Annotated in this window: 9 protein-coding genes and 1 pseudogene; 8 read left to right on the top strand and 2 right to left on the bottom strand. The window is 44.3% G+C overall.

Translation table 11 applies throughout. The annotated features are described in order from the left end of the window. Position 1 precedes the first annotated feature (1 nt). From EAE90_RS10020 to EAE90_RS09995, 8 genes and pseudogenes are all read left to right on the top strand, one after another. A complete protein-coding gene (locus EAE90_RS10020; RefSeq protein ID WP_214053362.1) occupies positions 2 to 319 on the top strand; it encodes a YacL family protein in 318 nt (105 codons plus the stop codon). Positions 320 to 1,737: 1,418 nt separating this feature from the next. Continuing rightward, positions 1,738 to 10,524, top strand: coding sequence for an insecticidal toxin MCF (mcf, locus tag EAE90_RS10015; protein ID WP_246550572.1), 8,787 nt, complete (start codon positions 1,738 to 1,740; stop codon positions 10,522 to 10,524). Further along, positions 10,512 to 10,676 carry a hypothetical protein gene (locus tag EAE90_RS23795; RefSeq protein ID WP_246550571.1) on the top strand — a complete coding sequence of 55 codons (165 nt, stop codon included), beginning with the start codon at positions 10,512 to 10,514 and terminating at the stop codon, positions 10,674 to 10,676. Before mcf ends, EAE90_RS23795 begins: the two co-directional genes overlap by 13 nt. A 102-nt stretch (positions 10,677 to 10,778) precedes the next feature. Further along, positions 10,779 to 10,904: a hypothetical protein gene (locus EAE90_RS24240; RefSeq protein ID WP_281422330.1), complete on the top strand. Its 126-nt coding sequence runs from the start codon at positions 10,779 to 10,781 to the stop codon at positions 10,902 to 10,904. A 1,151-nt stretch (positions 10,905 to 12,055) separates the two neighbouring features. Further along, positions 12,056 to 12,133, top strand: coding sequence for a helix-turn-helix domain-containing protein (locus EAE90_RS24665; RefSeq protein WP_214053367.1), 78 nt, complete (start codon positions 12,056 to 12,058; stop codon positions 12,131 to 12,133). A gap of 39 nt (positions 12,134 to 12,172) precedes the next feature. Continuing rightward, positions 12,173 to 12,420: pseudogene (locus EAE90_RS10005) on the top strand (IS30 family transposase); the annotation flags it as partial. Between the two features lie 70 nt (positions 12,421 to 12,490). Next, positions 12,491 to 13,669 (top strand): multidrug effflux MFS transporter, encoded by a 1,179-nt coding sequence (locus tag EAE90_RS10000; protein WP_339921189.1) that lies wholly within the window; start codon positions 12,491 to 12,493, stop codon positions 13,667 to 13,669. 683 nt (positions 13,670 to 14,352) lie between these two features. Beyond that, a complete protein-coding gene (locus EAE90_RS09995) occupies positions 14,353 to 15,495 on the top strand; it encodes a Fic family protein (protein ID WP_036776078.1) in 1,143 nt (380 codons plus the stop codon). A 122-nt stretch (positions 15,496 to 15,617) separates the two neighbouring features. Here the strand turns inward: EAE90_RS09995 and EAE90_RS09990 are convergent, their stop codons facing one another. After that, the gene (locus EAE90_RS09990) at positions 15,618 to 19,367 is read right to left on the bottom strand and encodes a hypothetical protein (RefSeq protein ID WP_214053360.1); all 3,750 of its coding nucleotides are present in this window, start codon (positions 19,365 to 19,367) and stop codon (positions 15,618 to 15,620) included. Between the two features lie 43 nt (positions 19,368 to 19,410). Further along, positions 19,411 to 23,157, bottom strand: a complete 3,747-nt coding sequence (locus EAE90_RS09985) for a hypothetical protein (protein WP_214053359.1) — start codon at positions 23,155 to 23,157, stop codon at positions 19,411 to 19,413. Positions 23,158 to 23,329: the final 172 nt, after the last annotated feature.

Below are 23,329 nucleotides of genomic sequence, written 5' to 3'. Positions count from 1 at the left end.
AATGAAATACTATATTGATAAGCATGGTTATTCTTGTGCTGAAGCTGAGACAGAGCATCATCTAATCGCATGGTTTTTGAAAGATGATATTCAAGGTAGTTTATATGGTGTAAATGAGTATCTTGATTTATGTGAATCGGTTAAAAATGGAGAATTACCACAGTGGAAAGGTACAGGTAACGCTCATACTGTAACCATCAAACCTGATGGTGTCGAAATTTTTAACGAATACACAGAAGAAAGCCTACAGATTGCAACCATAGAAGAATTTAAAGGTTATCTTGAGAGGTGGAAGGAATTACTTCTGAGTAGAGAATAAACATCAAAAAGCCGGAAGATCTTCGTGATCTTCCGGCTTTGTTCTTTGTTACCGTGACGAAAACCCATGATAGGCCAGCGCTTCTTCGTGGCTCAAATGTACTTCCCTTAGCTGTTCAATCCCTGCCGTAATGCTTTACCCTCCCTTATGCATTCTAGCCGCCAATGAGTTCGCGTATACTCAGTTTGATTTCCCTGAGCTGGCTTTGCTGGCGTATTATAGTCAGTATTGTTGGTGCGTTTGCCACAAATAGTCCACAAGGTGCTCACAGAGGAACTAATTCTGGAGATCTGGGATGGTGTATAGTCACTTCGTAAATGCTTTGGCAGCAATGGAAAAACTAGGAGCTATAAAAGCTTATGAAGGATCGAAGAAAATTTGGGCGTAGTCACCAGAAGCATATAAAGCGGTTGCAGCAACCCTGAGTGTAGAGCAGCACTTAAGACCTTCCCTGACAGAGCATTTTTAAGCTCTCATTTTTTCAATCAAAGTCTCATAAGGCGTTTTACCTTTCAAGTCACCATGTGATCTGTGATATATGTGGTTTGTGATAGTGGTAAAACGCCTTCCCCTCCTATTTCAGCTAAATCTGTCTCTTTTAATTTTTTCTCTGATATTGCCTATATCCTATGGATTTCAAGATGCATCGCGGCGGCAAGGGAGCGAATCCCCGGTCACATAGATAACTATGTGACCGGGGTGAGTGAGTGCAGCCAACAAAGAAGCAACTTGAAAGATGACGGGTATATATATTCAATATTAGCAATCCGGTTTTTTTGACGCTATATATCGATGTTGAGCCGGAAAGAGAAGAATATTAATTGCCCTTGTTGTTGCCTGAATTTTTCCTTTCTATATAAATTCCTTAGTTGCAGATAGAGAATTTTTTTTTGAAGTGATGAAAATAATACCTTTGGCGGTAAAGAGGCATGTTGTTTAAACACAAATATCTAATCGTTTAATAGTAAAATATTATATTAATTTGGGTTGCTTGATAGTTGTCGTGGAAATTTTTAATACCACACTCTAACGTAAAGATCAGATATAAAAATCTACTAATAAATAACCTTCCTAAAGTTCGTCATTATTTATTCAACGTTTTATAAAAAACGCAACAAGATGATTGAAAAATATGTTTACACGAAATAATCATATTAATAAATAATTAAAATTACCAATAATTGATATTTAGATATACCCATAGGTGATTATAATCAAAGGTTACTATTAATGTAATTTGCATATAGATGAAAAATAAAGGAAATGATTATGACCACAACTATAGAGCGGATAAATGTTGACTATCCAATATTCACTAACCTAAGAAATCATGATCTACGACTATCACTCAAATAAGGGGCATAAAATGACATCTGCCTTTGACCCAATCGTATAAAAACAGACAGAGGATCACTGCAATGGTTTCTATATCCAGAGACTTCACGAATCTGCTCAATACCCTAATCGATGGACAGATTGAGGCTGCGGGTCGTCAGACCGAATGGTTCAACATGAGTCCTGATGAGCGTACCGACTACATCAGGCAGGTAGACGAGCGGTTACAGGAAATGCAGCAGAGCACTCTGAGTGTGCTGGCTGCCCAGCATTTTCAGATGCAGGACAACCCTATTTCTGTCGGCGATCAGTTGCAGACGCTACAGGAAAGACGGCAGCAGATGAATAATGTGTCTGACACACCGGCTATCAACGCCTACAAGCAGCAACTGGACCGCGACATCCTGTTATACCGTCGCCAGCAGACGGCCATAACGCACTTTGACAGCACTTGGCGTAAGGCTTTGGTCATGCTCAGTCCCGACGGCTCGAAGCCCCTGAACACGACAACCCTGAGAGAAAATGCGGCGGACAAGCAGGCTAAGTTGGATACCGAGATCAAACGTCTGGAACAGCAACTGACCATACAAGTAGCCGACTCCACGTTCAGCCAAAAATACGTGACGCTGTTTTCCGAGCTACAAGCCTACAAGGACGTCAATGCCCGCTACAACGCTTTGCTCAAAGCATCTTCTACGGAAGAGACCGCGGCTCTCGATGCGCTGACCAAGGCACCTCCAGCCTCCGATGATCTGCCGGTAAATGTTTCATTGCTGATGATGGAAGAGCGTCCTGGCTATATCCGCATGAACGTCGCGCTGGTCAATGCCAGCACCGATGGCCGCTTCAAGGACTTTTTCCTGGAGAATGGTCGGCTGGTGGTGCCGACGGACGGGGTACTCAACTTCTCCTTCGGTACCGCAGCCCGCTCACTGGCCTGGCAACAACAATACCGACTTAAAAGTGAGCCGCCATCTTTTCGCTCGCCGACGTATACGCCAATTCGCTCGGTGCTGGTCAAAACCGAATTCGTCGAGAAGTACTTCGCCAACTACTTGGTTTCAGAAAGCACCTTGCGCGGAGGCTTCAAGGCGAAGTTGCTGAGTAACGGTCGCAAGATGTTACTGACCAGCGTTGACCGCAAGGTACCGAACCAGATCGGAATTCAGGTATCCGGCCAGGCTCCGAATACGACCATCACCCGTGAAGTGCCATTGGCAAGCGCCTTGAGTGACCTGATCAACCAGAATGCGGATATCGCGAGCTTCCAGACTATCGGCCTGGAGGGGTTTCGCCAGAGCAGTTACCACCCGGACCGTGATGGGCTTTTCGTCAATATCCATGAGCTGGAACGCTCGGTCGGTTTTGCCAGTCGCCAGTATTTGCTGGAAATGCCCCAGGGCAAAGACTACCTGTCCGCGACGCCTTTTGGGGTAATGAGCGTTGACGGCGACAAGGTTAGTAGCAGTCACTTGAGCAAGGCACAGACTGATGCACTGTATCAATACAACGCTGCATTTTTCGAGAAGCTGGAGCAACTGCGTGACGGTGGTATGAAGGCTAGTCGCCTGTTCGAAGGCAGCAGCGAACGCACCGTATTTGTGCAGCAGCTAGTACGTTTGCTTGAACGTAATCACATCACCCCCGCAGGGGTGTTGGCGCCGGAGTACCCCCGTAACAACATGCGCGATATCAAGGGTAATAACTTGAACAAGGTGCTGTGGGAACAGGCGTTCGCCGCTTCGGTCTGGCAAAACAGCGATAATGACCCGTTGCTATTCAGGCTGGCGACGAGGTTGGCGAAAAATCCGGCTATAGACAAGGTTCTGCAAAATGGTTATGTGCAAAGTGACATCGCCCAGGCCAAGGGGTTGCTGACGCCGCTGTACGAACAATGGCGTACTCGGGCCATTGAAGCGGAAATTCAGCGAGTTGCCAGCGCCAATGCGGCACAGCATCCAAGCAACCCGAAAGTACATGTTTTCGATCAGGTAGAGGTTGAGCGCTCGCTGGATGGCAAGTTGTTCACCCTGTTGTTGACCGGTTCCCAAAGCCTTGAGAGTGCCGATGCACAACTGCGCCCGGTGGTTGAGGCGGCGCTGTTGAGTCATGAGGGTAGGAGCCTGCGCAAACAGATCTTGTTCCATGCCTTGCGCCCGGTAGCCGATAGCCTTTCCAAAGCTGCGATTCCGGTCAATCCTCACGCTGAATTGGGGGCCGGTAAGGTTGTGATCAATAACCGGCTGAATCAACCCGACCCGTATCTTATCCTCAATACCAGCTCAGAAGAACAGGCGTATCACGATGGTTCATACCTGATCAAAGATGATAAATACCGCAGCTATAATCAGTTCCGTCCTGACCCCAAGAATGACGCCACACGTTATATGAATGACCTGGACACCCCGTTCATGGGAGGAATTTCCGGGACTACCCAGACCGTCAGCAATGCCTTGCCGGAATTGTTCGGTGGCGAGTTGAGCGTTAAGCAGTACTGGCAATTCCAGATGGCTAATGCGGCCTTCATGATACGTAATGGCTATCACTCGTTCTTTGAAACCTTCTACGTCGCCGCGCGTTATGAACCGGAGGGTGCGGACAGTATCGGCAAGGAGATGTTGCAGATGTTCGATAAATACCGCGCTGAAGGCAGCAAAAAGGCGTTGTTGGGTAAGTTGTATGATGGAGTGATGGCGCGAGTCTTGCCGATTATCAATCAGGGTTTGCCGACGGATGACCAGTTCTATCCACCGCGTTTTACTCGCATTGGTCCAAGGCCGGCGCTGTTAGGACAAGCGGTGAAGGATCTTGAACTCAAGGCCGGGATAGCGTCTGTAGGTGATGGGTTTGAGTCCCGCCAAGGCAGCGCAGATATCCATCAGTTTGCCACTGATTCTACATTGTTTGCCAAAACCCACACTATCAGTGCTGAGGCGCTGATCAGGTCAGGACGCCTACCGGCAGAGGGGAGCGTCCAGTTGGTGAAGATTGGGTCAGGCTTGTACGAGCTCGAATACACGGAGAAAAGCGCTAATGACATATCCTCAAGCAGCATACCGGCGCACTTCCTCGGTTACAACGGCCCGAACCAGGCCAATGCGGTGCCCGCCTATGTAGATATTCCCAAGCATACAGCAGCAGGGAGCTTTCTGTTTACCGGAACGTTATCGGGTGGCTCGCTGGTAGTGACCAGCTTTGATGCCAATACCTTCAGGGTCTACCACGATGGTCGAGTCAATAGCTCGTTGCTGTACGACAATGTGGTCATGGCAGTGGATTACAAGGATTACCAGATAGCTGGCACTACCGAAGGTCTCGCTGCGGCATACATGCAGTACATTAATAACGAATGGCAGTTGGTGTTCCAGCGTCAGGAGTATCAGCGAGATGGCCAGATACTCCGGCTAAGGCTGCGTGATGACAAGGAGCCGCTCTCGATCCTGGTGGTGGACAGTCAAGTGGTTGAACGAAATAAGGCTCAATTTGCCACTTACCGTGAGCAAGTTCACCAACGACTAAAGAAAGTAGCTACCCAGTTCGGGGTGTCAGTCGAAGGTATCACCGACGGTGTATACACAGAGGGTGAGTTTTCTCTTGATCATCCGGCGATTGCTGCATGGGCCAAACTGTGCGCTGAGGTTTATGACAGGCTCAACGCTGATACCAAGCAATTGGTGGACAAGCGAAACAAACTCTATGAAAACCGACGCAATACCATTCGGCGCGACTTAATTGACCAACAGATAAAGCAGCTCAATATCACTCTGGAATACTACAAGGCGCAATACGATACGATTCTGCGTGAAGCGGGCTTTGTCGAACAAAGCTGGCTCTGGCAGCAGATCAAGGCCAAAAACGGCAGCGCTGCGGTGGTACGAATCGATGATACAGCCATTCAAGGCGGGGGTAAGCAGAGCACCAATAGCGTGGGTGAACGTTACGCTATCTCTGAGGTCTATCAGCGCGGGGCGCTAGGCACTGGGTTCAGCGATGGCTTACGTAACTTCCGTGAGATTGAGATCCCCGGGGTAGATGACAAAATGTCGGCCTTGGAGATGAAGCGTCTATTTCTTGAGGGAAAACTCACCTCTGAACAACGGGGCGCCTTGAGCGGTCGCATCACAGAAGCTAGTCGGGCTGAGTACATCGAGAAGGTGCTGCGGCAGACTGCGGTATTCAGCGAGGATTTCCATGACGCCGGTAGTGTTTTCGACCGCTTGGCGCCACAGGACTTTTATCTGTCGCTGGTCGGGGACCGATCCGGTGGCCGTTGCTACCCTTTGGTCAGGGCTATGGCTGTGGCATTGGCTAGTCGCGGCGAGTCCGGCATCAACAGTCTGGTGCAAAAGCTGTTCTTCGCCGCCGCTGACCCGCAGGCAGGCAGTTCCACGCTGCTCAGGAACAGCCTGATCAGGCTACACTCCAATATTGAAGCTGTTCAGGCTTCCAAGGAGCTGGGGCAGTTCGGATTGTCCGAAGTGGTATCGCGGCTGGCTGAAACGACCGGAACCTCGATGTTCGCGCTCAATACCCAGAATCATTCGATGATGGTAGGGAGTGCTGTCACGACCGAAGGCCGTCGCTACTACTTCTATGACCCGAACGTCGGGATCTTTGCCTTCGACAATACCAGAAGTCTGTCTAGGGCTATGGAGCAACACTTAGTGGGGCGTAGACTGGCCGTACACTATGGTTCGTTCGGCAGCAAGTTGGCGCCAGCCTTCAACCTGATTGAGATCGATACCGCCAATATGGCTGAGGTGCCGGTGGGTAATGGCCTGAACGTGGCTGACCTGACCCGATTCGAGGAACTGTCCATTGTCATCGGGCAGCGGCGCCAGGTCGAGCAGGCGGTGAGTGTACAAGGACGGGTCATGGAAGACTTGCAACTGGGCATTGCGTTGAAGACTTTTGATGCTGAGCAATGGGGAGCACGGTTCGAAGCCGCGAGTACCCGGCTGGCGCAAGAGTACCAACTGGACAGCCGTTGGCTGCCGATCATCGCTACAACGGAAGAGTTGGGGGAAGGTCTCTATCGGGTCCAGTTCATCAACCGTGACCAACCCGAGCAAATCAGCAGGTTAGACACTAAGGATAGCACTTTTATCGAATTCCGGCGCTTCGTCGATGAGCACATGGGTGTGTTGAACGAACATTTCACTTTGGAGCATGGTCGAATGCGGCCTCGCGGTGGGGTTGGAGAAGCCGCGCCGGTGGATGGGTTGAATGCCGGATTTGCGGTTCAGACACTGATCCAGTGGTTTTCTGATAGGAGTCGCCACAATGCTGCAAGCGGAGTAGTTTCGCCTGATTTGGCCACCGCGCTCAAGGTGCATAGCTACCTCAACTTTGTCCAGATGGCTCACAGTGGCGTACAGGACGTAGCTAAGGTCACTGAGCTGGTGCGTACAGCACTGCGCGGCGAAGTAGTGGCCGCTGAAACCTCGTTAAAAGACTTTGCTTCGAATCTGGGCCATACCGTCAACGAAGGTGCTGGTGTGTTGTTTGGCGGAGTCATGGTTGGTTTTGATGCCTATGAGTTGGCCCACGCTGAGAACGATGTACAGAAAGCCGTATTTGGTACCCAACTAGCGTTCGATTCGGCCAGTTTTGTCACCGGCGCAGCCGGGGTGGGAGCAGGGCTGATCGGTGCTTCGACCGCTGGGGCGGTACTCGGTGGGGCCGGAGTGATCCTTGGCGGACTCGCGGTGGGCTTTACCGCTTTGGCGCAGGCTTTTGGTGCGGTTGCCGAGGATGCCAAGGCGGTAGGTCATTACTTTGATATGGTCGACAAAGCGTACAAAGGCAACGGCTATCGATATGACAATGAGAAACAGGTGCTGGTGCCTTTGGCTGGTGCCGTGATCAAAACTGTAGATCTGCGCAAAAATCAAATCGACTTCGACAGTCAGTACATTTATCGCACCCATTCGGGTTCTACCGGTTCGGGGGAAATCAATTACTTCTTCTGGGTCGGTGACTTTCCGCGAATGGTCCACGACCGTGGTCAGGCGATCGAAGTGCGCAGCGGCATTGGTTACAAGGATGTCTCCCGACCTCTTGAACATGGCGACAGCAATGTTGTGATCTTGCCGGGTACACCCAAGTCTTATATCAGCTACGAATACATGTTGCTTCCCGGTGCTACAACACGTCACGACGCTGGCTTTGACGTGATCCGCAGGCTAGAGGAAGACAAGCGGTTCGACTACGACTTCTACATCTTTCCGGGGGAGCAGACGATTCGCAGGATTCATCATGAGTACGTCGACACTCCGATCAAGGTGGTACTCGATCAGCGTAATCGACAACTCGTGGTACCTAAACTGCCTAAGGAACTGCACGGCTTTCTGCGCTATGAGATCAAGGGAGTGGGCGGCGAATACCTGATCAGCCTCAATGAAGGCGCCCGGGTTAAGCTCAAGAGCGATGTTGCCGGTGTATTGTCGCGCTGGATCATCGACAGCAGCTTGCTTGCTAGTGACAACATCCGCGTGTCGAAGAACCAGTTGGTGGTCGGCGGGGTTGTGGTAGAACTCACTCCTGCCCTGAATGAGCAGGTATTGGTAGTCAACGGCAAAGGTGATGTGCGCAAAGTCGATTTCGCTAGCCTGACAGCCCAGGTGGTGAGCGAAGATGCGAGCAAGTGGCAGGTGCCGGGCCATAGCATCGAGCAGCACCTAAGCGAACTGGCCAAGGCGCATCAGCTACAAGGACAGTACGTGGTGGTGGAGAACTACAGCCACAACGGGCGCGATGTCGGCCGAGCGTTCTACGATGTAGCCAAAGAACGGATGCTGTTCACCGATACCACCAATGAACAGGCTAAGCATGCCCAATTGGGTGCGGTGGTAGGCAACTATGCCTATTTTTATGACTCCGACAACGCGGTGGCGTGGCGGGTAGACATCGCTACCGGGCAGGTCGACGCGCAGTTTGAGCCTTGGTTTAACAATAATGCGGGCAAGATCAGTCGGTTATGGCAGGAGGGAGATGCAGTCTACCTAGCGCGCCGTTATCGGCTAAAAGAGAGGGAGGCTGAGCTGAGCTATCGGCTCCTCGATGACCGAATGGAGTTGGTGAGTGCGGTGGGTGATGATGAGTTGCTTCAGCGTTCGGCACGCACTGGTCGGCATGGTGATGAGCTTGAGGTTATACTTCAGGGTTACAAGAGCAATAGTACCCAGCGTGAGACTCTAATGTATACGCTGGGAGCACGGCTGATCCAGCCGACCAGTGCGGCGCTGGTTACAGTGTTCGGCGTGGATGCGGCTGGCGTGCCGCACCGCTACTGGATACGCACCAGCGACGGTACGTTAATCAAGCCGAATCTGGCGCCACCGGCGGATCAGGCTTTGTACTTCGAAGCACACGAGCAGACTCGCAGTGCCTGGCAGATCCCGGCTGATCTGGTGTTAGCTGGGAGCATGCCGCAGCCTGGCGGCAAGGAAGTATTTTTCTTCTACAGTAAGGAGCAGAAGACACTGTTCCGTCAAGAAGGTCCAGGGCAGGCGGTACTTAACGCCAGCCAGCCGAGTGCATTGCGGGTCACTACGCCAGCATTGGCCAATGTGATTAACTTGAACGATCACCTGGTAGTGATGACCGAGGACGGGCGTGTGGCCCTGCTTGATGCACATGGACAGCTTAGTTACGCAGCGGTTAACGAGCATTGGCTTAAGGGGCGTACCCTCTGGTGGCAGGACTTGGCCAGTGTCACCGGCGGCGGAGCTACTTTGGCGGTGTTCGGGGTTAAGGGGACCGACGGCAAGAGCCTACTGCCAGTGTGGTACCACAACGGTCAGGTAGTCGTCGCTTCGGCCCTCCTGCAAGACAAACATCCGCAGTTCTTAGGTTTTGAAGCGGATGGCTCCGGTGCGCGACTGTTCGAACCCGCCAGCGGCAAGTTGTATCGTCAGCCGCCTATGACTGCCGATGCGTTGGCTGCTGCATTTGGTACCGATGAGGTGCTTGAAGTTTCTGCACAGCTTCCCGCTGCCAGCGAGTTGGAGCCTGAACTGCACCTCAAGGCGGCGGAACAAGTCAATGCCGGGCTACGTCTGACTACCGTCAAAGGCGAGATTTTGTTGCGAACCAATGACGGCAAATTGCGGTTGGTTGCTGTCGACAAAGCCTGGAAACAGGCTAACCTCGTCCGTTTGTCACAGGCACTTGCTGAAGTTGCTGGGCAGTGGCGAGCCAACGGCGTGCTGGCTTTGCAAGGCGATGACACACAAGGCTGGTTCGATATCGGTAGTGGTCAGGTATTCTCCAGCGGTGGCATCCCTGCCACGGAAAACCTGCGTTTTATCGGAATTGCTGTTGGGAAGAAGGGCGCGTATGTGTACAACCCAACGGACCAGGTGCTGTACCGGGTCAAGGATAGCGGTGTGCAGAAGCTGAACCATTACGCTGGTGTCGAGCGCATTGGTTCGTCGTTGTTGCTTCAGGGCGGAGGCGAGGACGATCTGCTCCCATTGCTGATAGCTGGTGTCGACAGCGTGGTGTTGTATGGCGGCGCTGGTAGCGATACCTACTGCCTCAGTCAGATAATGTGGTCGCATTATCGCACGGTCGTTATTGACAACGATGACCCGAGCCAGTTTCTGGACCGCTTGATCATGCCGGTAGTTGATGCGGAGAAAATCCTAGTTAGTCGCCACGAGGATGACTTGATGTTGACTGACTCAGCCAATAACACGGCCCTAGTGATACGCAAGGTATTCGGTAGACAGGCGATGACGCACCAGCATTTGCAAATCGAGCTGGAAGGTTCTTCATCGGTGATCAGTGTTAATCACTTGGTAAAGGGTTTTACCCGAATAGGAGCGGCCAAAGTTGGTTTGTTCGATCTGTCTTGGGTCATTTAGTAGTTGGTGATGCTGGTGGATATTGTCGCCTCGGTCACGGACGCGAAGGTGCTAGCATAGCTAAGTTGGACGGGGAGATGGCGTTCACGAGAACCTGCTGCAAAGCCGTCAAGCTGGCAGGTGGTACCGATAACTTCACTGTCTTGAGTTAGCAGGAGAAACCACAGGAAGGGGGTAAATCCCTTCCTGTCTTTGGGCTCCGGTCGAATCATTCTTTCTGTAGCAGCAGATCATAATCAAATCCACGAAGGCTTATGGTCAAGTTATTGCAAGGTGGTACTGAAAGGTATTCCCAGAATAGTAAGATTGCGTATTTGCTAGAGCGTGGGTTGATGTTGTATATCGATGCTGAGCCAGAGAGAAGAATGTTAGTCGGATAAAACAGAATATTCTCGCTGTTGGCTGAACTTATTTTTTCTACATAAACTTCTTGTCACAAGATAGGGAGTTTTTTTGAACTGATGCAATCTTTTATAACTAGCTCTATTTTGATTAATAATAAGAATAGCTGAGCAATCAATAAACAACACGATTTCACCACAGTGTAACTGTCGATGGCAGTTCGAGTATATACCCGTCATCTTTCAAGCTGCCTCTTTGTTGGCTGCACTCACTCACCCCGGTAACAGAGTTATCTATGCTCCCGGGGATTCGCTCCCTTGCCGTCGCGATGCAACTTGAAATCCATAGGGTATAACAACATTAAGTTAATCAGCTCGTCGCCTTCTCCCAATACTTTTTTGGGTTTGTGATGAAGATTCCGTCCCGTTTCAGGTGTGAAACGCTAACCACACATTGGATATGTTCTATATTGTTATTATTTTATTCCTGCCCTTTTGCGTGTTTTTTCAGATATTGTCCAGTCTGTGCTCAAAATAACTTTCTCATTGGGGATCATAAGGGTTAAATTCGGATTTGACTTTAGATGTGACGTTGGATTGGAATATCTCTCAGGTTAATGAGTTGGTATTTCCTCCCTTTTGGGCCGTCACTGATAAATATCTAGTTTCTCATTTCGGATGACCTAAAATACTTGCTGTGTATCCACCGTTTACTCTGTCGGGGGGCTACGCTCACACCATTGCCAAATCTTCTTCCAGATTTGGTAATCCGCATAGCTAAATGTTTCTTTGTAAATCTGGCGTATCATGGATGTGTGCTACATCACTTGGAACCAGTCAGACCACAGTGGATTATCAAGTCGAATTCGCCATTATCATTTTACTGTATGTTGTGATCAGAGCGGGATTTTACTTTAAGAGGATTGTTTTTTGTCCAAAAAAGGTATCCTACGTGAAAAATATGCTTTCTTGTTTCCAGAAAACAATCCAGATTTTACGTACGAACACCTGTGGTTGTTTTTTAGATAAAATGTAACCCCGCCCTGATGTCATGGTTCATAATTACATTTTTATCCCTTAAATGTTTTCATTAATTCAATTACAATACTTTTCAATTTTTAACAGGGGGCGGATTCGACTAATAAGCTACCGTCCTGATGCTCAAGTTCTGATAGCATAGTTTTTATCATATGATGGCTGAGTCACTTAAGCGAAGCCCGTCGACCATCAGCAGAGAATTGAAGAGAAATCAAGAGATCCAAACATAATGAAAAAAGAGGCAAAATTAAAAATCGGATCAGTATTATGGTTTGGAGTTTGCAGATCATGAAATCATTGGTAAAAAATTAGAAACACAAATATACTTTTTCTACCCTTATTTGCCTTGGGAAATAGGGAACAATGAGAATATCAATGAGTTAATTAGACAATACTTTCCAAAGAGAATGGATTTTAATCAAGTCTCAGCTAAGGAAATAAATTTTGTGGTAAACCGATTAAATAATTTCCCCTGAAAAGCACGGGAGGAAAAACACCAAATGAATTATTTAAGTGAATACGAACATGTTTACTTCAGGATTAACGATGTTGCACTTATTATGTGAATCTAAGCATCTTTATTATTTATCGTTTTAATGGCTTTTCTTTCTATGGGTGGGCTGGTTTCATCGGATATATTCTTACCCGCTTTGAGTAAAATGGGGAACTATTATCACGTCAGCGAATCTAGTATACAAAGTGCAATAGCTATATTTCTATTTGGTATATCCTTTTCTCAACTTATTTATGGGCCATTAAGTGATTGCTTAGGAAGAAAAACGGTTCTTATTTCTGGAATGATTATATGGCTGATTTCAACAATCGGTATTTTTTACAGTACGCATATTAGTGAATTACTATTATTGCGTTTATTCCAGGGAATAGGCGCTTGTGCGGGTATTACATTAAGTCGTGCCATTATTAGTGATTTGATGGGGAAAGAAGAGGCAGCCAATTTGTATCTGATTATTTTCCCTTTTGTGGGAATGTCACCCGCTGTCGCACCCATGATCGGAGGTATGTTAAGTGAATATTATGGTTGGAAAGCCTGTTTTTTATTTCTTACTTTATTTATAACAGCCGCGCTTATATTGTGCTTGCTAGTTCTGGAAGAGTCACTGCCAATAGAAAAACGCCAAAAATTGAGTGTTAAAAATGTATTAGTTAGTACTTACCAAGTGATAATAAATAAAAAGTTTCTTTACTATGCAGCAATACCTTGCTTCGCTTATACAGCATATTTTTCTTATTTGATTGAATCTCCATTTATTCTTACCGCTATGGGATTACCAGAAAAATATGTTGGTTATACCTATATAATGCTCTCTTTGAGTTATGTGTTGGGTAATCTTACGGCTAAGAAATTAAGTCGCCAGCAGGGCATGAGAAAGACGATTTCTCATGGTTATCTCATCTTTGCTGTTGGCGGTATTGCTTTCACGATACAAATGTTTTTTAGTCCCTACCTATTGATAACTTCTGTGCTAACAATATCAATATTGACTTTCGGTAATGGTTTTTTGCTGCCACTAGGTACTGCATCGGCAATTGCCACTTATTCTCAAGCGGTTGGGACAGCTTCCGGAGTAATGGGAACATTGCAATTAGGTAGTGCAGGACTGGCATCATTTCTTATTGGTTATATATCTCACCATGAACCTATTAAAGTGGCATCTATTATCACCGTTGTTTCCTTGGTCGGTAGCATTATTTATATAACTGGTAATAGAGGTAATAAAGAAATCAGTAAGAAACAAACAATATAAACTAAAATAGGAATGAAAAGTGGTTAATAATATAGATGTCACATTATGTGTATTAGTGTGATTACCGAGGGAGATTGACGACCCTATCATCAAACACAAAGCTGGTTTGTTGAACCCAACATCGTGTTAATTTATTGATTTATTTTGGATTGGCCTGGCAGTTGCAATAGGATTTGTAAGTATTGCGTTCAAGCAGAAAAAAGACACATAATTTCTTATGTATCCTACATCATAACCCTTGTATTCAATTCAATATCGAAGTACTGAAAAGCTAAACTAACTACAGTTATACATTCGGGTTCTTGTTTCGGCCGCCGGTTGAGTTTTCTCATCTCTCAAACAGCGTCCCCACGAAGGCCCCCACAAAAAATCGCTTTTGTTTTGTGATGGTTATCAAGAAAAATCGGTATTTAAGATAGTGGGGCTTCGTTATGTGTGGAGTCAGGTCCACATATAACGACCAGACCTCCACACATAGCGGCGCTAAAAAATCCATACTGCATTATGCAATCAAAGCCCCATCCCCCTTCTCATTGAACATCTTTCAAACTTACATTTGATATGTTGGAACAACGGTTTTTGAGATAATCAAAAACAGTGTTATTTCTAAGATATAGATTCTATTACTATTTTTGCTATACTTTTGAGATGTTTTTATTCACCAGTTGAGATAACTAAACATCATGGTTCAATTTAATCACTTTGAACTCTCGCTTCTGAACCCCAGCTTTGACTCCCCTTTGGTCGATGCGCTGACGGAACTGGAGTTACTCCGGCACCTGCGGCTGGAAACTGATGTTCACCCTATCCTGTTTGCGCAGTTGAAGGCCGTTTTCCACATGCTGGAGAGTCTTGGCTCCGCAAGGATTGAGGGAAACCATACCACGCTTGCCGACTATGTTGAAAGCAAGGTTGAAGGAACGCAGAGTTCGACGGACCAACTCAAAGAAATCAACAATATTGAAGCCGCGATGGAGTACATCGACGAATACCTGAGCAACGGCGATGACATAACAGAATATTTTATCCGCGAGTTGCATAGTCTGGCGGTAGCCGGGTTGCAACAGGAAGGCGACAGAACGCCCGGAGCATATCGGCAACATAACGTCAGCATCGCTCTGTCTGACCATTTACCGCCGGACCACATCCGCGTTCCTGATTATATGGCGGAACTGACCGCCTTTATTAATCGTGCCGATAAGCCAAAGTACGATCTGATGAAGATTGCACTGGTGCACCACCGCTTTGGCTGGATACATCCATTTGGCAACGGTAATGGCAGAACGGTCAGATTGCTGACCTATGCATTGCTTATCAAGTATGGTTTTAATGTTCAGGCTGGTGGGCGGGTTCTCAATCCGACAGCGGTATTCTGCAATGATCGTGAACGCTATTACGCCATGCTTTCGTTAGCTGATAAGGGAACAGAGCAGGGGCTGGAAGAATGGTGCTTATATGTGCTTTCGGGGATCTCCTCTGAGCTGAAGAAAGTCGATCAACTGACAAACCACGCTTTCCTGAGCGAAAAGATCCTGTATCCGGCCATCGATTTCTCATCGGAGAGAGGGCTGATAAACCCGCTGGAATCGAAGGTTCTGAAACGCGTTGTTGAGCTGGGGACGATAAAAGCGGGCGATCTACGCGCCGTTTTGCCTGAGCTTAAACCGACGCAGGTGACTTATCAGCTTGGTAAGCTGATTGAACGGGGACTGCTTCAGCCAGTAGAAGAGGGGGCTCGTACCTATACGGCGAAGTTTTCTAACTCATATCTGATTCGTGGGGTGATTAAGGTTCTGCGGGAAGAAGGGTTTATTCCTAACCTATAATCTTAATGAGCAAATTGTTACTTACAATGTAGATAGCTTTTTTGACACATGTTTATTTCTTCTGTAAAAGTCCCTCTTCATAGAAGGGGGCATTGATAACGCCTCAGCGGTTGGTTAATATACTATAAATTTTCTTGTAACCAAGCTTCTAACGCATCTACTTGTACAAAATTAATATTAGTTTCATATGGCGGATATCTTAACCACCAGTAAATTTGTCTACTAATATATAAATGGATAAATTTAACTTCGTAATTATCTGCTGGCTCACTCCAGTTTAGTAGAGTACGAAGATTATTATAATTTTCTGCTAGGAAATCAATCCTTTTTTCTATTTTCCCAATCTGTCCCCTTTTATCACCTCTACCAAATATTTTCTCTCGTAAACGACGCATATCCTTAATGCAATAGTAGGGCTGATTATACTTACACTCTATATTCAACCAGGTATTGCTATCAGGAAAATAGGCTAAGGTATCAAAATCACCTACATCAGGAAATTTTTTCTTTGGAAAGCGTTTCTTAAAGTCGATGCCAAGTTCAATTTGGGTTGCGAACCTTTTTACAATATTAAAAGTGGTTATTTCTAATTGCTTTTCAATACTCTCTTTTATTTTACCAACTTCATGTGAAATGTGGCTCCATTCGAATTCGGCAGGAAGATATCCATTTGCAATATGGGCAATCCATATTGTGCCTGCCCGATATGCTGCCGCAGCTCCCCAGACTATATTATTATTACTAATTTCTATTAGTGGGCGAATATTATATCGGTGATCTCGTTTATTATGATCGGATATGGGTACATCAAAATATTCAGAATCAGCACCCAGCAATTTTCTTATCTTATTCGGATTAAGAATAAGAAAATCTATTATTTTCTCTACTTCTTCATTAATCAGGTTTGTATTGCTGTTAAGTAATGTAGTTACCATATCAGCCCTTGTCGCCTGATATGAAAGATTTAATTCAATTTGGTTAAATCGAGCCCATTGAAAAAGAATAGAGAAAACAGCAAGTAAACTCGAGTATTTGAAACCGAGATCTTGTTGAAATATACGATCAAGAACATCTAAATTTTCATTTATAATGTCGGATTCTACTGAGTCATTATCGTTTAAGTTATAACCTAACTTATAGCCTGCTTGTTCTTCACTAAACTTATCTTCTTTAATCTCACGATCTTCGGAAAAAAATACTTGTGGGATGTAAAAATTATCTATATTCAAACCACCTACATCAATATCGTTATGCAAGATGTCACTTGCATTATAAAGTACTATTAACCAATCAATATCAGCAAGTAATTGTAAGATATCATCGGTAGCAGGTATGGTTTTACTTTTTGTGTTAAGACTCAAAGCGCATTCAAGCAAATATCTATAATTTGCTGACATACGGTTGAACTCAGTACTCTGTTTTGCTAATTTTTCTGTTCTATTATAATTAACCTCATGTTGAAGGCTTAACATAATATTTTTCTTTTTTCTATGATCTTCGGCTACATAAGCATCATAGTTTTCAATTACAAATTGTAGCAAGTGCTCCCTGTTCATTGAGCGTATTGTTGCGTGAATTTTTTCTCTGAAAAAATCGGCTAAAGGGTTAATAATATCCTTGGCCTTTTGTAACTCATAATTACCTTCCTGAACTCCAGACTCTTTAATTAAGTTAGCCAATGTTTTTCTGGCTAGTTTAAAGTGTTTGGCTTCAGGAATGTTTGGTTTTATTTCTAAAGTATCAAAGGTGCACTTTTCGCTGGATATTGCCATCCTTGCGGGTCTGTTCCCTGTATTGATTATCTGTTGCCTAATATCTTCGGAGAACTCGATATGAAGTATTTGGGAGAGCGATTGTAAGAACGCAATGCAAACATCAGCCTGGAAACTGGCATTTTGAGGTCTGTTAAGACGATATTGCATGAGAGGTAAATTAATGTGAATTTTTATATTTGCAGAAGAATTATCTTTGTTAATTAATGACACGTGAGTGAACAACTCAGGATCAAAATTTTCTGTAATGTCGGAATTACTATCGACCAGATATTTTTTGTCAATAGCGCAGTGAACGGTAATTCTTTTTATATTTTGGAATGATATATTCTCTAAAATATCTTTTCGTTGCGATAGCGCATCACAAGTGCATTCTAAAAATAATGTCAGAAGCTGACCGTTAAGATGATCTTCATTTAGTAGTGGTTTGCGATCGGCACAAAAATGCATTGTGCAGTTATTTATTTTTGTGCACCAGCATACATAGAAATGACTTTTTGATATTAATGAAATATTTCCTTGGTAAGTATTACTGATATTCCATTTTACATTGACATCAGGAAAATTTGAAGGGACCTGTGACCAGTATTTTTCCAGTTCTTCATATCTCCAGTGAGATCCCCAATGAGGATCAAGAATAATCATGTCGAAATTAATAGCACCATCTTCTAATACAGAATGAGTTCCTTTAAGTGATGCAAATTTATCTATTACAGAAATAAAAAACGGATTTATTTTGGATTTATATTGCTCTAGATATGAAAAAAGTGATGACAATTCACTTAGGTTATCTATCGAGTCAAATAATGCAATAAATTCTGTCAAGAAAAGAATATGATAACTATATTTTAGTTGCGGTGGCTTAAAAGGAAGCATAGCAGTAGTAAGATTAGAGCTTATGAAAATAAACTCAATATCATCAATTGCAAGTTGCTTTCCTGAGCCATTTCGAATACCTAATAGTTGTGATGATGAAATCGGTGATAAAGCCCATTTTCCTTGGCTAAAAAGTTCGAAAACATCTTCTTCTATCTTTTTTAGTTTGTTTATTGGATTAATATCAAAAGGTACAAATAAATAATACTTATCATTTCCCTGTAGTATCCCAGCGAATTTATAAGGTAGGATCTTTTTTTGATTCAGAAGCAGAAATGGTCCCTCAATAATGTTTTCAAAACGCTGGGATATGAAATTTGAAATTGCATCTGAACAATCGATATCCATTTTCTGGGAAGCGTAGTGCTCAATAATTACATTTGCCATATTCCTGAATGACAATGGATAAACACGATCACCAATATTGATACCAATAGCAGGGAGCGCTATGCCTTCCATTATTATATTTGATAATTCAGTGGTGGAGTTAATGCTTTTAAATTCCCCTGGTTTTTTAATAAATATATTTTCTGTCTGATTTATTATTTCCTCAAACGCATGACTGGCATCCGTTAAAGCCTGATGGCAGGTTTTCCAGAACGTTTCTGGAGGGATTTCGACATGACCGGGTGAGAACTCTTGTTCTGAGAGTGTATCAACTGGATTTATGCCTGATAAAAACTGGTTCTGTAAAAGAAGAACATTTTCCATTTGCTTAAGAATAATTGGATATTCTGCGTATCTAATTTCAAAAGCTTTAATATAATCATATAAGCGTTCGACTGAGCTACCATAAAAAATTTTATAAATACTATCTCCCCACGGTATTCTTATTTGTCCCCAGTCTTGTTCAGGGATAAAATCTTCCATTTGAGGAATATCAGGTAATATATTGTAAATAATGCTAAAAAATTCGCTTGCTTGTTGGTATGTTTTAAGTTCCTTTTGGTTGTTAAATGTACTGACGTCCATGGAAAGCAAGGTGTTGAAAGCGATAGTGTGTTTTACAGGTGACGAAATATTGGGTAGCCATAATTCGGAAATACTTAATGCGAGAAAAAGTTCTGCGAGGTTGTATTCTGTATAAACAGATGTTAATTTTTCTTTTATTTGTGGCATAATGTCCTTATAGTTTCTTATCCCCCTGTTCGGGAATTTATCTTTGGACTTATTATTGTTTTTTTTCTTTTTTGAATCTCGTTTTGACTTGCTGTTCTTTCCCATTTTTAAATCCTTTTGAGAACTAAGTGTATGTAATGTGTTGTATTTAATATCCTTCAAGTCTTAATTTTGCATGCCGATCTTGATTTACAGCATCAAAATCATAATGTGAAGCAAGGTCATCAAAGACACACGCCAATTTGGGATGAGTGAAATATAACTGGTTAGCTATTTCTTTGTACTGGTCAACTAGTTTTCGTTCTTTATCACCGCCTTCATAATAAGCTCTTACTGTTGTACCACGGCTATTGATAGTGCCATAATAGAATCCTTCTCTGATCTCATCTCGTTCTGTTTCTTCCAGCAAATCTCTGATTATTATGCTGGACCATGGTGCGTTATTTAGATGTTTTGAGCGGGATAGCCATTTACCGATTATGTAATCAGTAGTATTGCTTCTGTCATTTTCTGCCGCCAATTTCCTGACTTCCTCAATCCAGTTACTAAATACGACTTCATCAATATTATCATCTGGTCTCTGACCGGGGATTCCTTTCCCTTGATCCAGAACTCTGCCAGCTTGTTGTGCCGCAGCCATTAAGGATTCATCCTGTTTATACTCTTTATTAGATTCTGGTTTATAAGCAAGACATATTAATTGCACAAAGAGTGGTGGATTGGAAAGTAATTCCGTGTAAAGGTTTTTTGCTCCTTTTTCACAATTCCTGAATGCTGAGAAAAAGAAGAATTCCAGTAAGGATAAATCTAAACGAGAGACCTGGCCTGATGATTCAAGATATTCAATAGCTCTGGATAGATACCAGCCATCTGGTATTGGTACATCTTTTTCAGTGGTAGTTCTGAATCCATTTAACAGTTTCAATAGGTTTTGCCAGGAAACTTTCTCTATACGATGTTTTACGAGATTAAATGTTGATATATATCTGTCAGCGAACATCATTTTTCCGATGAAGTAATCAATTTCATCAGCATTATCACTCCAGATGTGTGGATAATTGATTCCCTTCCAGTACAGCATTTGGGCGCTTTCAGAGTAACTTGAGAGGTTGTGCCATGTAGCCATATTGGGTGGGAGTATTGAGTGGAATGCGGCAATTTTGTCATCACTATTCATCTCATTTTTAAATTCTTGAGAATTTAACAGGATAAGTTTCTTTTCTTCAGGCAGCCAGGCATAAAATGAACTTATCAATTGATCATGAAATGGGAAACCATTACCTTTGAATTTTTCAATAATCCATGTGAATGAATCTATCAAATTTAAGTTACAGGTAGCCAGAGACTCACCTATTACAGACGGTGATTGTGCTAATGAAAGTAAAGATGATATTCCATCCAATCCTTGGTGGAAATATATCTCTTCTATTGCATTGGTTCGCATTTTTATTATTTTTTCACTATGTATTATGCGATCTATTTCATTCCCTTCAGGTAATGCAGGGTATTGAGATGTGAAAAGTCGGCGTTTATCAAGAATAATATCTTTAGGTGTTAATAAACCGACGAATGACATGAGGTCTTCTGCAACAGTTCTGCTTTTTTTATCTCCATCTTTGTTATACGAGTTATGCCAACTCAGATAGTGATATAGTGCTTCTCTGATGATCTCCTTGTCTCCATCAGAAAAAGAAATTGCGCGTTTAATTAATGCAATAAGTCTTTCTTGGTAGGTTCCTTCAAAATGGTCTATTCGCTTAATAAGCGCTGCTATTCTTTCGACATTTTTTTCTGCCAGAACCAGAATTCGCTCACTAAGTGCAGAATAATATTCATAAAGAAAAGTTCCTCTCATTTGTGCACTGCCAGCATCATCATCCCGCCATTTTGGTCTGGCATTTCCCATATAAACACCGCCCATAGGATCAGTTTGTTCATAGAGAAAACGCCAGACAATGCTATCGTGCTTTTTGATAAGCATATCAAGTACGACGAGTCTTTGTTCATCAGTAGCCATTGTTTGTGGCCAGTAGGGTCTGAGCAACGATTTTAGGGTATTTTCCGGTGTATTGGTCCAGTTTCCCTGAATTCTTAATGATGATAGCGTTGCAAGAATAAGACTGATTCTAAGTAATCGCCTTGGATTCCAGGCTAGGATTTCCAGCGCATGCAATAAGTCAGCATGCCAACAACGCATACCAAAGCCTGTGCTTTCGCTCGTTTCTGTTAGTAGACGAGTAACGGAAACCTCTGTTGATTGCAAACTTGTTTCTATGGATTTTAAGAACACCTCTGGTGATGCTTCAGCTAACGGACATAATACGTCTGTTAATGACAGCCATCTCTCACCATCGGCATCCATCAACAGATCTCTAACCAGATTGTCGATGGCGGCAATGATGAAATCTGAATTAATCCCTTCACTGCTTTCAGCGTAGATTCTGAGCTTTACCAGTGAGTCAGCGATTGATTTCAGAATAAAATCTGATTCTGAACGAACTTTTCCATAGATAGCCGCCATCCAGCGATCTTCGTTTTTAAGCTCCAGGGCAGGATCGGGTTTAAGTAGCGTTTGTTTTACAACCAAGAAGAAACGTTCAAGCTGACTTTCTGTCAGTCGAGGGGCTAGTTGATACAATAGCTCAATGGGAGATTTTGCTTTCCATACATCACCAATCTGTAATACCGGAGAGTCATCCCGAAGAGATATTTCGCGTAGTTCCTGTTCCAGTTCTTCGTAATCTTTTTGCGCAATAGTTTCAACGCAATATTTATCGCCTTCCTTTTTGGTATTCCAGCATCCTACCAGAGTCAGCGTGATTAGCGCTTTTGCTGGCGATGTGGTCAGCCATACGGGAGATGATATTGCCGGGTTTTTGGCCCTAAGACGTCGATAAACCGACCAGGATCGTCCGGTTGTTTGCGATAACCGCCTTGCATCGGATTCCTCCTCTCCTAAAGCAATGAGCTTCTCTTCAAAATCGCTTCGAGTAAGACGTTCCAATGTAATGGTATCACTTCGCTTATTGCTCGTAGTATTGTGATCGCCCAGGGAAAAGGGAATAAAAATAGTTCGTTCAGGCTGGTGTCGGCTTTGTCTGGAAATATCACTGTTCATCGCCAGACAAAATTGAATTGAGGGATTTTTATCAATAAAGTGCCATCCATCATCAGTAGTTATGCAGGCTGATATATTTTCATGTCCCATCTCTATTAAGCTGGCACAGGCAAAAGCGATACCTTCTTCCTGACTGTCTGCCCGGATAATAATTTGTTCTTTTTTATCTGATAGAAAGTCGTTCAGTGTGTTTTTTTCCTCTTCCCTGCCAGCTAGTAAGGTGTCTTTTGTTAACGGAAATTGTGACTGATTGCACCATCGTTCCCAGAAATGGGAAATGGATTCAATGCCTGCACCAGTATGGCCTGTTATTTCACTGAACCAGAGAGCTACAGCCGGAGTGTTTTCCAGCCACGCCTCCAGATCGTCAGCATCAAGAGCATAAACGCCGGACCAGATGTTTTCAGCCTGTGCTTCTTTGAGCCAGCTATCTTTTTTGGACCACCGGCGTGGTGATACGAAAACAAAGCGACTTTGAGCTGCTTCCTGTGGTGAAATTTGTTGATTTCTTTTCCGAAAATCTGAGCGGGCTTTAGTAATGATGTCGGAGGAACAGCCCATTTCCCAGAAAGAGGCACCATCAGGAACCCAGATGTTGCCTTTGTCAGCCTGGACAATACCATCCCAGCCGCTGCTTGAAACAGAATCACCGCCGGGCATGCTCAATGCTGTTATTGTTGTGGTCGCGCTAATTAATCGCCGGATCAAAATGGGCAACATTCCCTGAGCGTCTCTTGTGTCCGCCCACTGTTCAATTTGGGTAGCGGTGATCCTCATATTGAGATCCTTAGAGTGTGTTTTCTGGATTATATTCCCGATTATTCATTGAATAAAATGGAAAAAATGAAACTTTAGTCTTTTGTTTGATGCGAAAGACGAATGATTAGTTTTGCAGGTAAGAGAGAGTTATTTTTGCGATAAGCCTTTCATAACCTCACTTGCTGTTAAC

The sequence above is a fragment of the Photorhabdus caribbeanensis genome, from assembly GCF_018448885.1.
In the GTDB taxonomy this organism is placed as follows: Bacteria; Pseudomonadota; Gammaproteobacteria; order Enterobacterales; family Enterobacteriaceae; genus Photorhabdus; species Photorhabdus caribbeanensis.
Note: the sequence above shows the minus strand (reverse complement) of the source record. Positions and strands in the feature narration are given on the sequence as shown.

Excerpts from the sequence above, each read along its gene's own strand:
- EAE90_RS10020 (WP_214053362.1), top strand. The coding sequence starts at position 2 with ATGAAATACTATATTGATAAGCATGGTTATTCTTGTGCTGAAGCTGAG.
- mcf (WP_246550572.1), top strand. The coding sequence starts at position 1,738 with ATGGTTTCTATATCCAGAGACTTCACGAATCTGCTCAATACCCTAATC.
- EAE90_RS24240 (WP_281422330.1), top strand. The coding sequence starts at position 10,779 with ATGGTCAAGTTATTGCAAGGTGGTACTGAAAGGTATTCCCAGAATAGT.
- EAE90_RS24665 (WP_214053367.1), top strand. The coding sequence starts at position 12,056 with ATGATGGCTGAGTCACTTAAGCGAAGCCCGTCGACCATCAGCAGAGAA.
- EAE90_RS09995 (WP_036776078.1), top strand. The coding sequence starts at position 14,353 with ATGGTTCAATTTAATCACTTTGAACTCTCGCTTCTGAACCCCAGCTTT.
- EAE90_RS09990 (WP_214053360.1), bottom strand. The coding sequence starts at position 19,367 with ATGGGAAAGAACAGCAAGTCAAAACGAGATTCAAAAAAGAAAAAAAAC.
- EAE90_RS09985 (WP_214053359.1), bottom strand. The coding sequence starts at position 23,157 with ATGAGGATCACCGCTACCCAAATTGAACAGTGGGCGGACACAAGAGAC.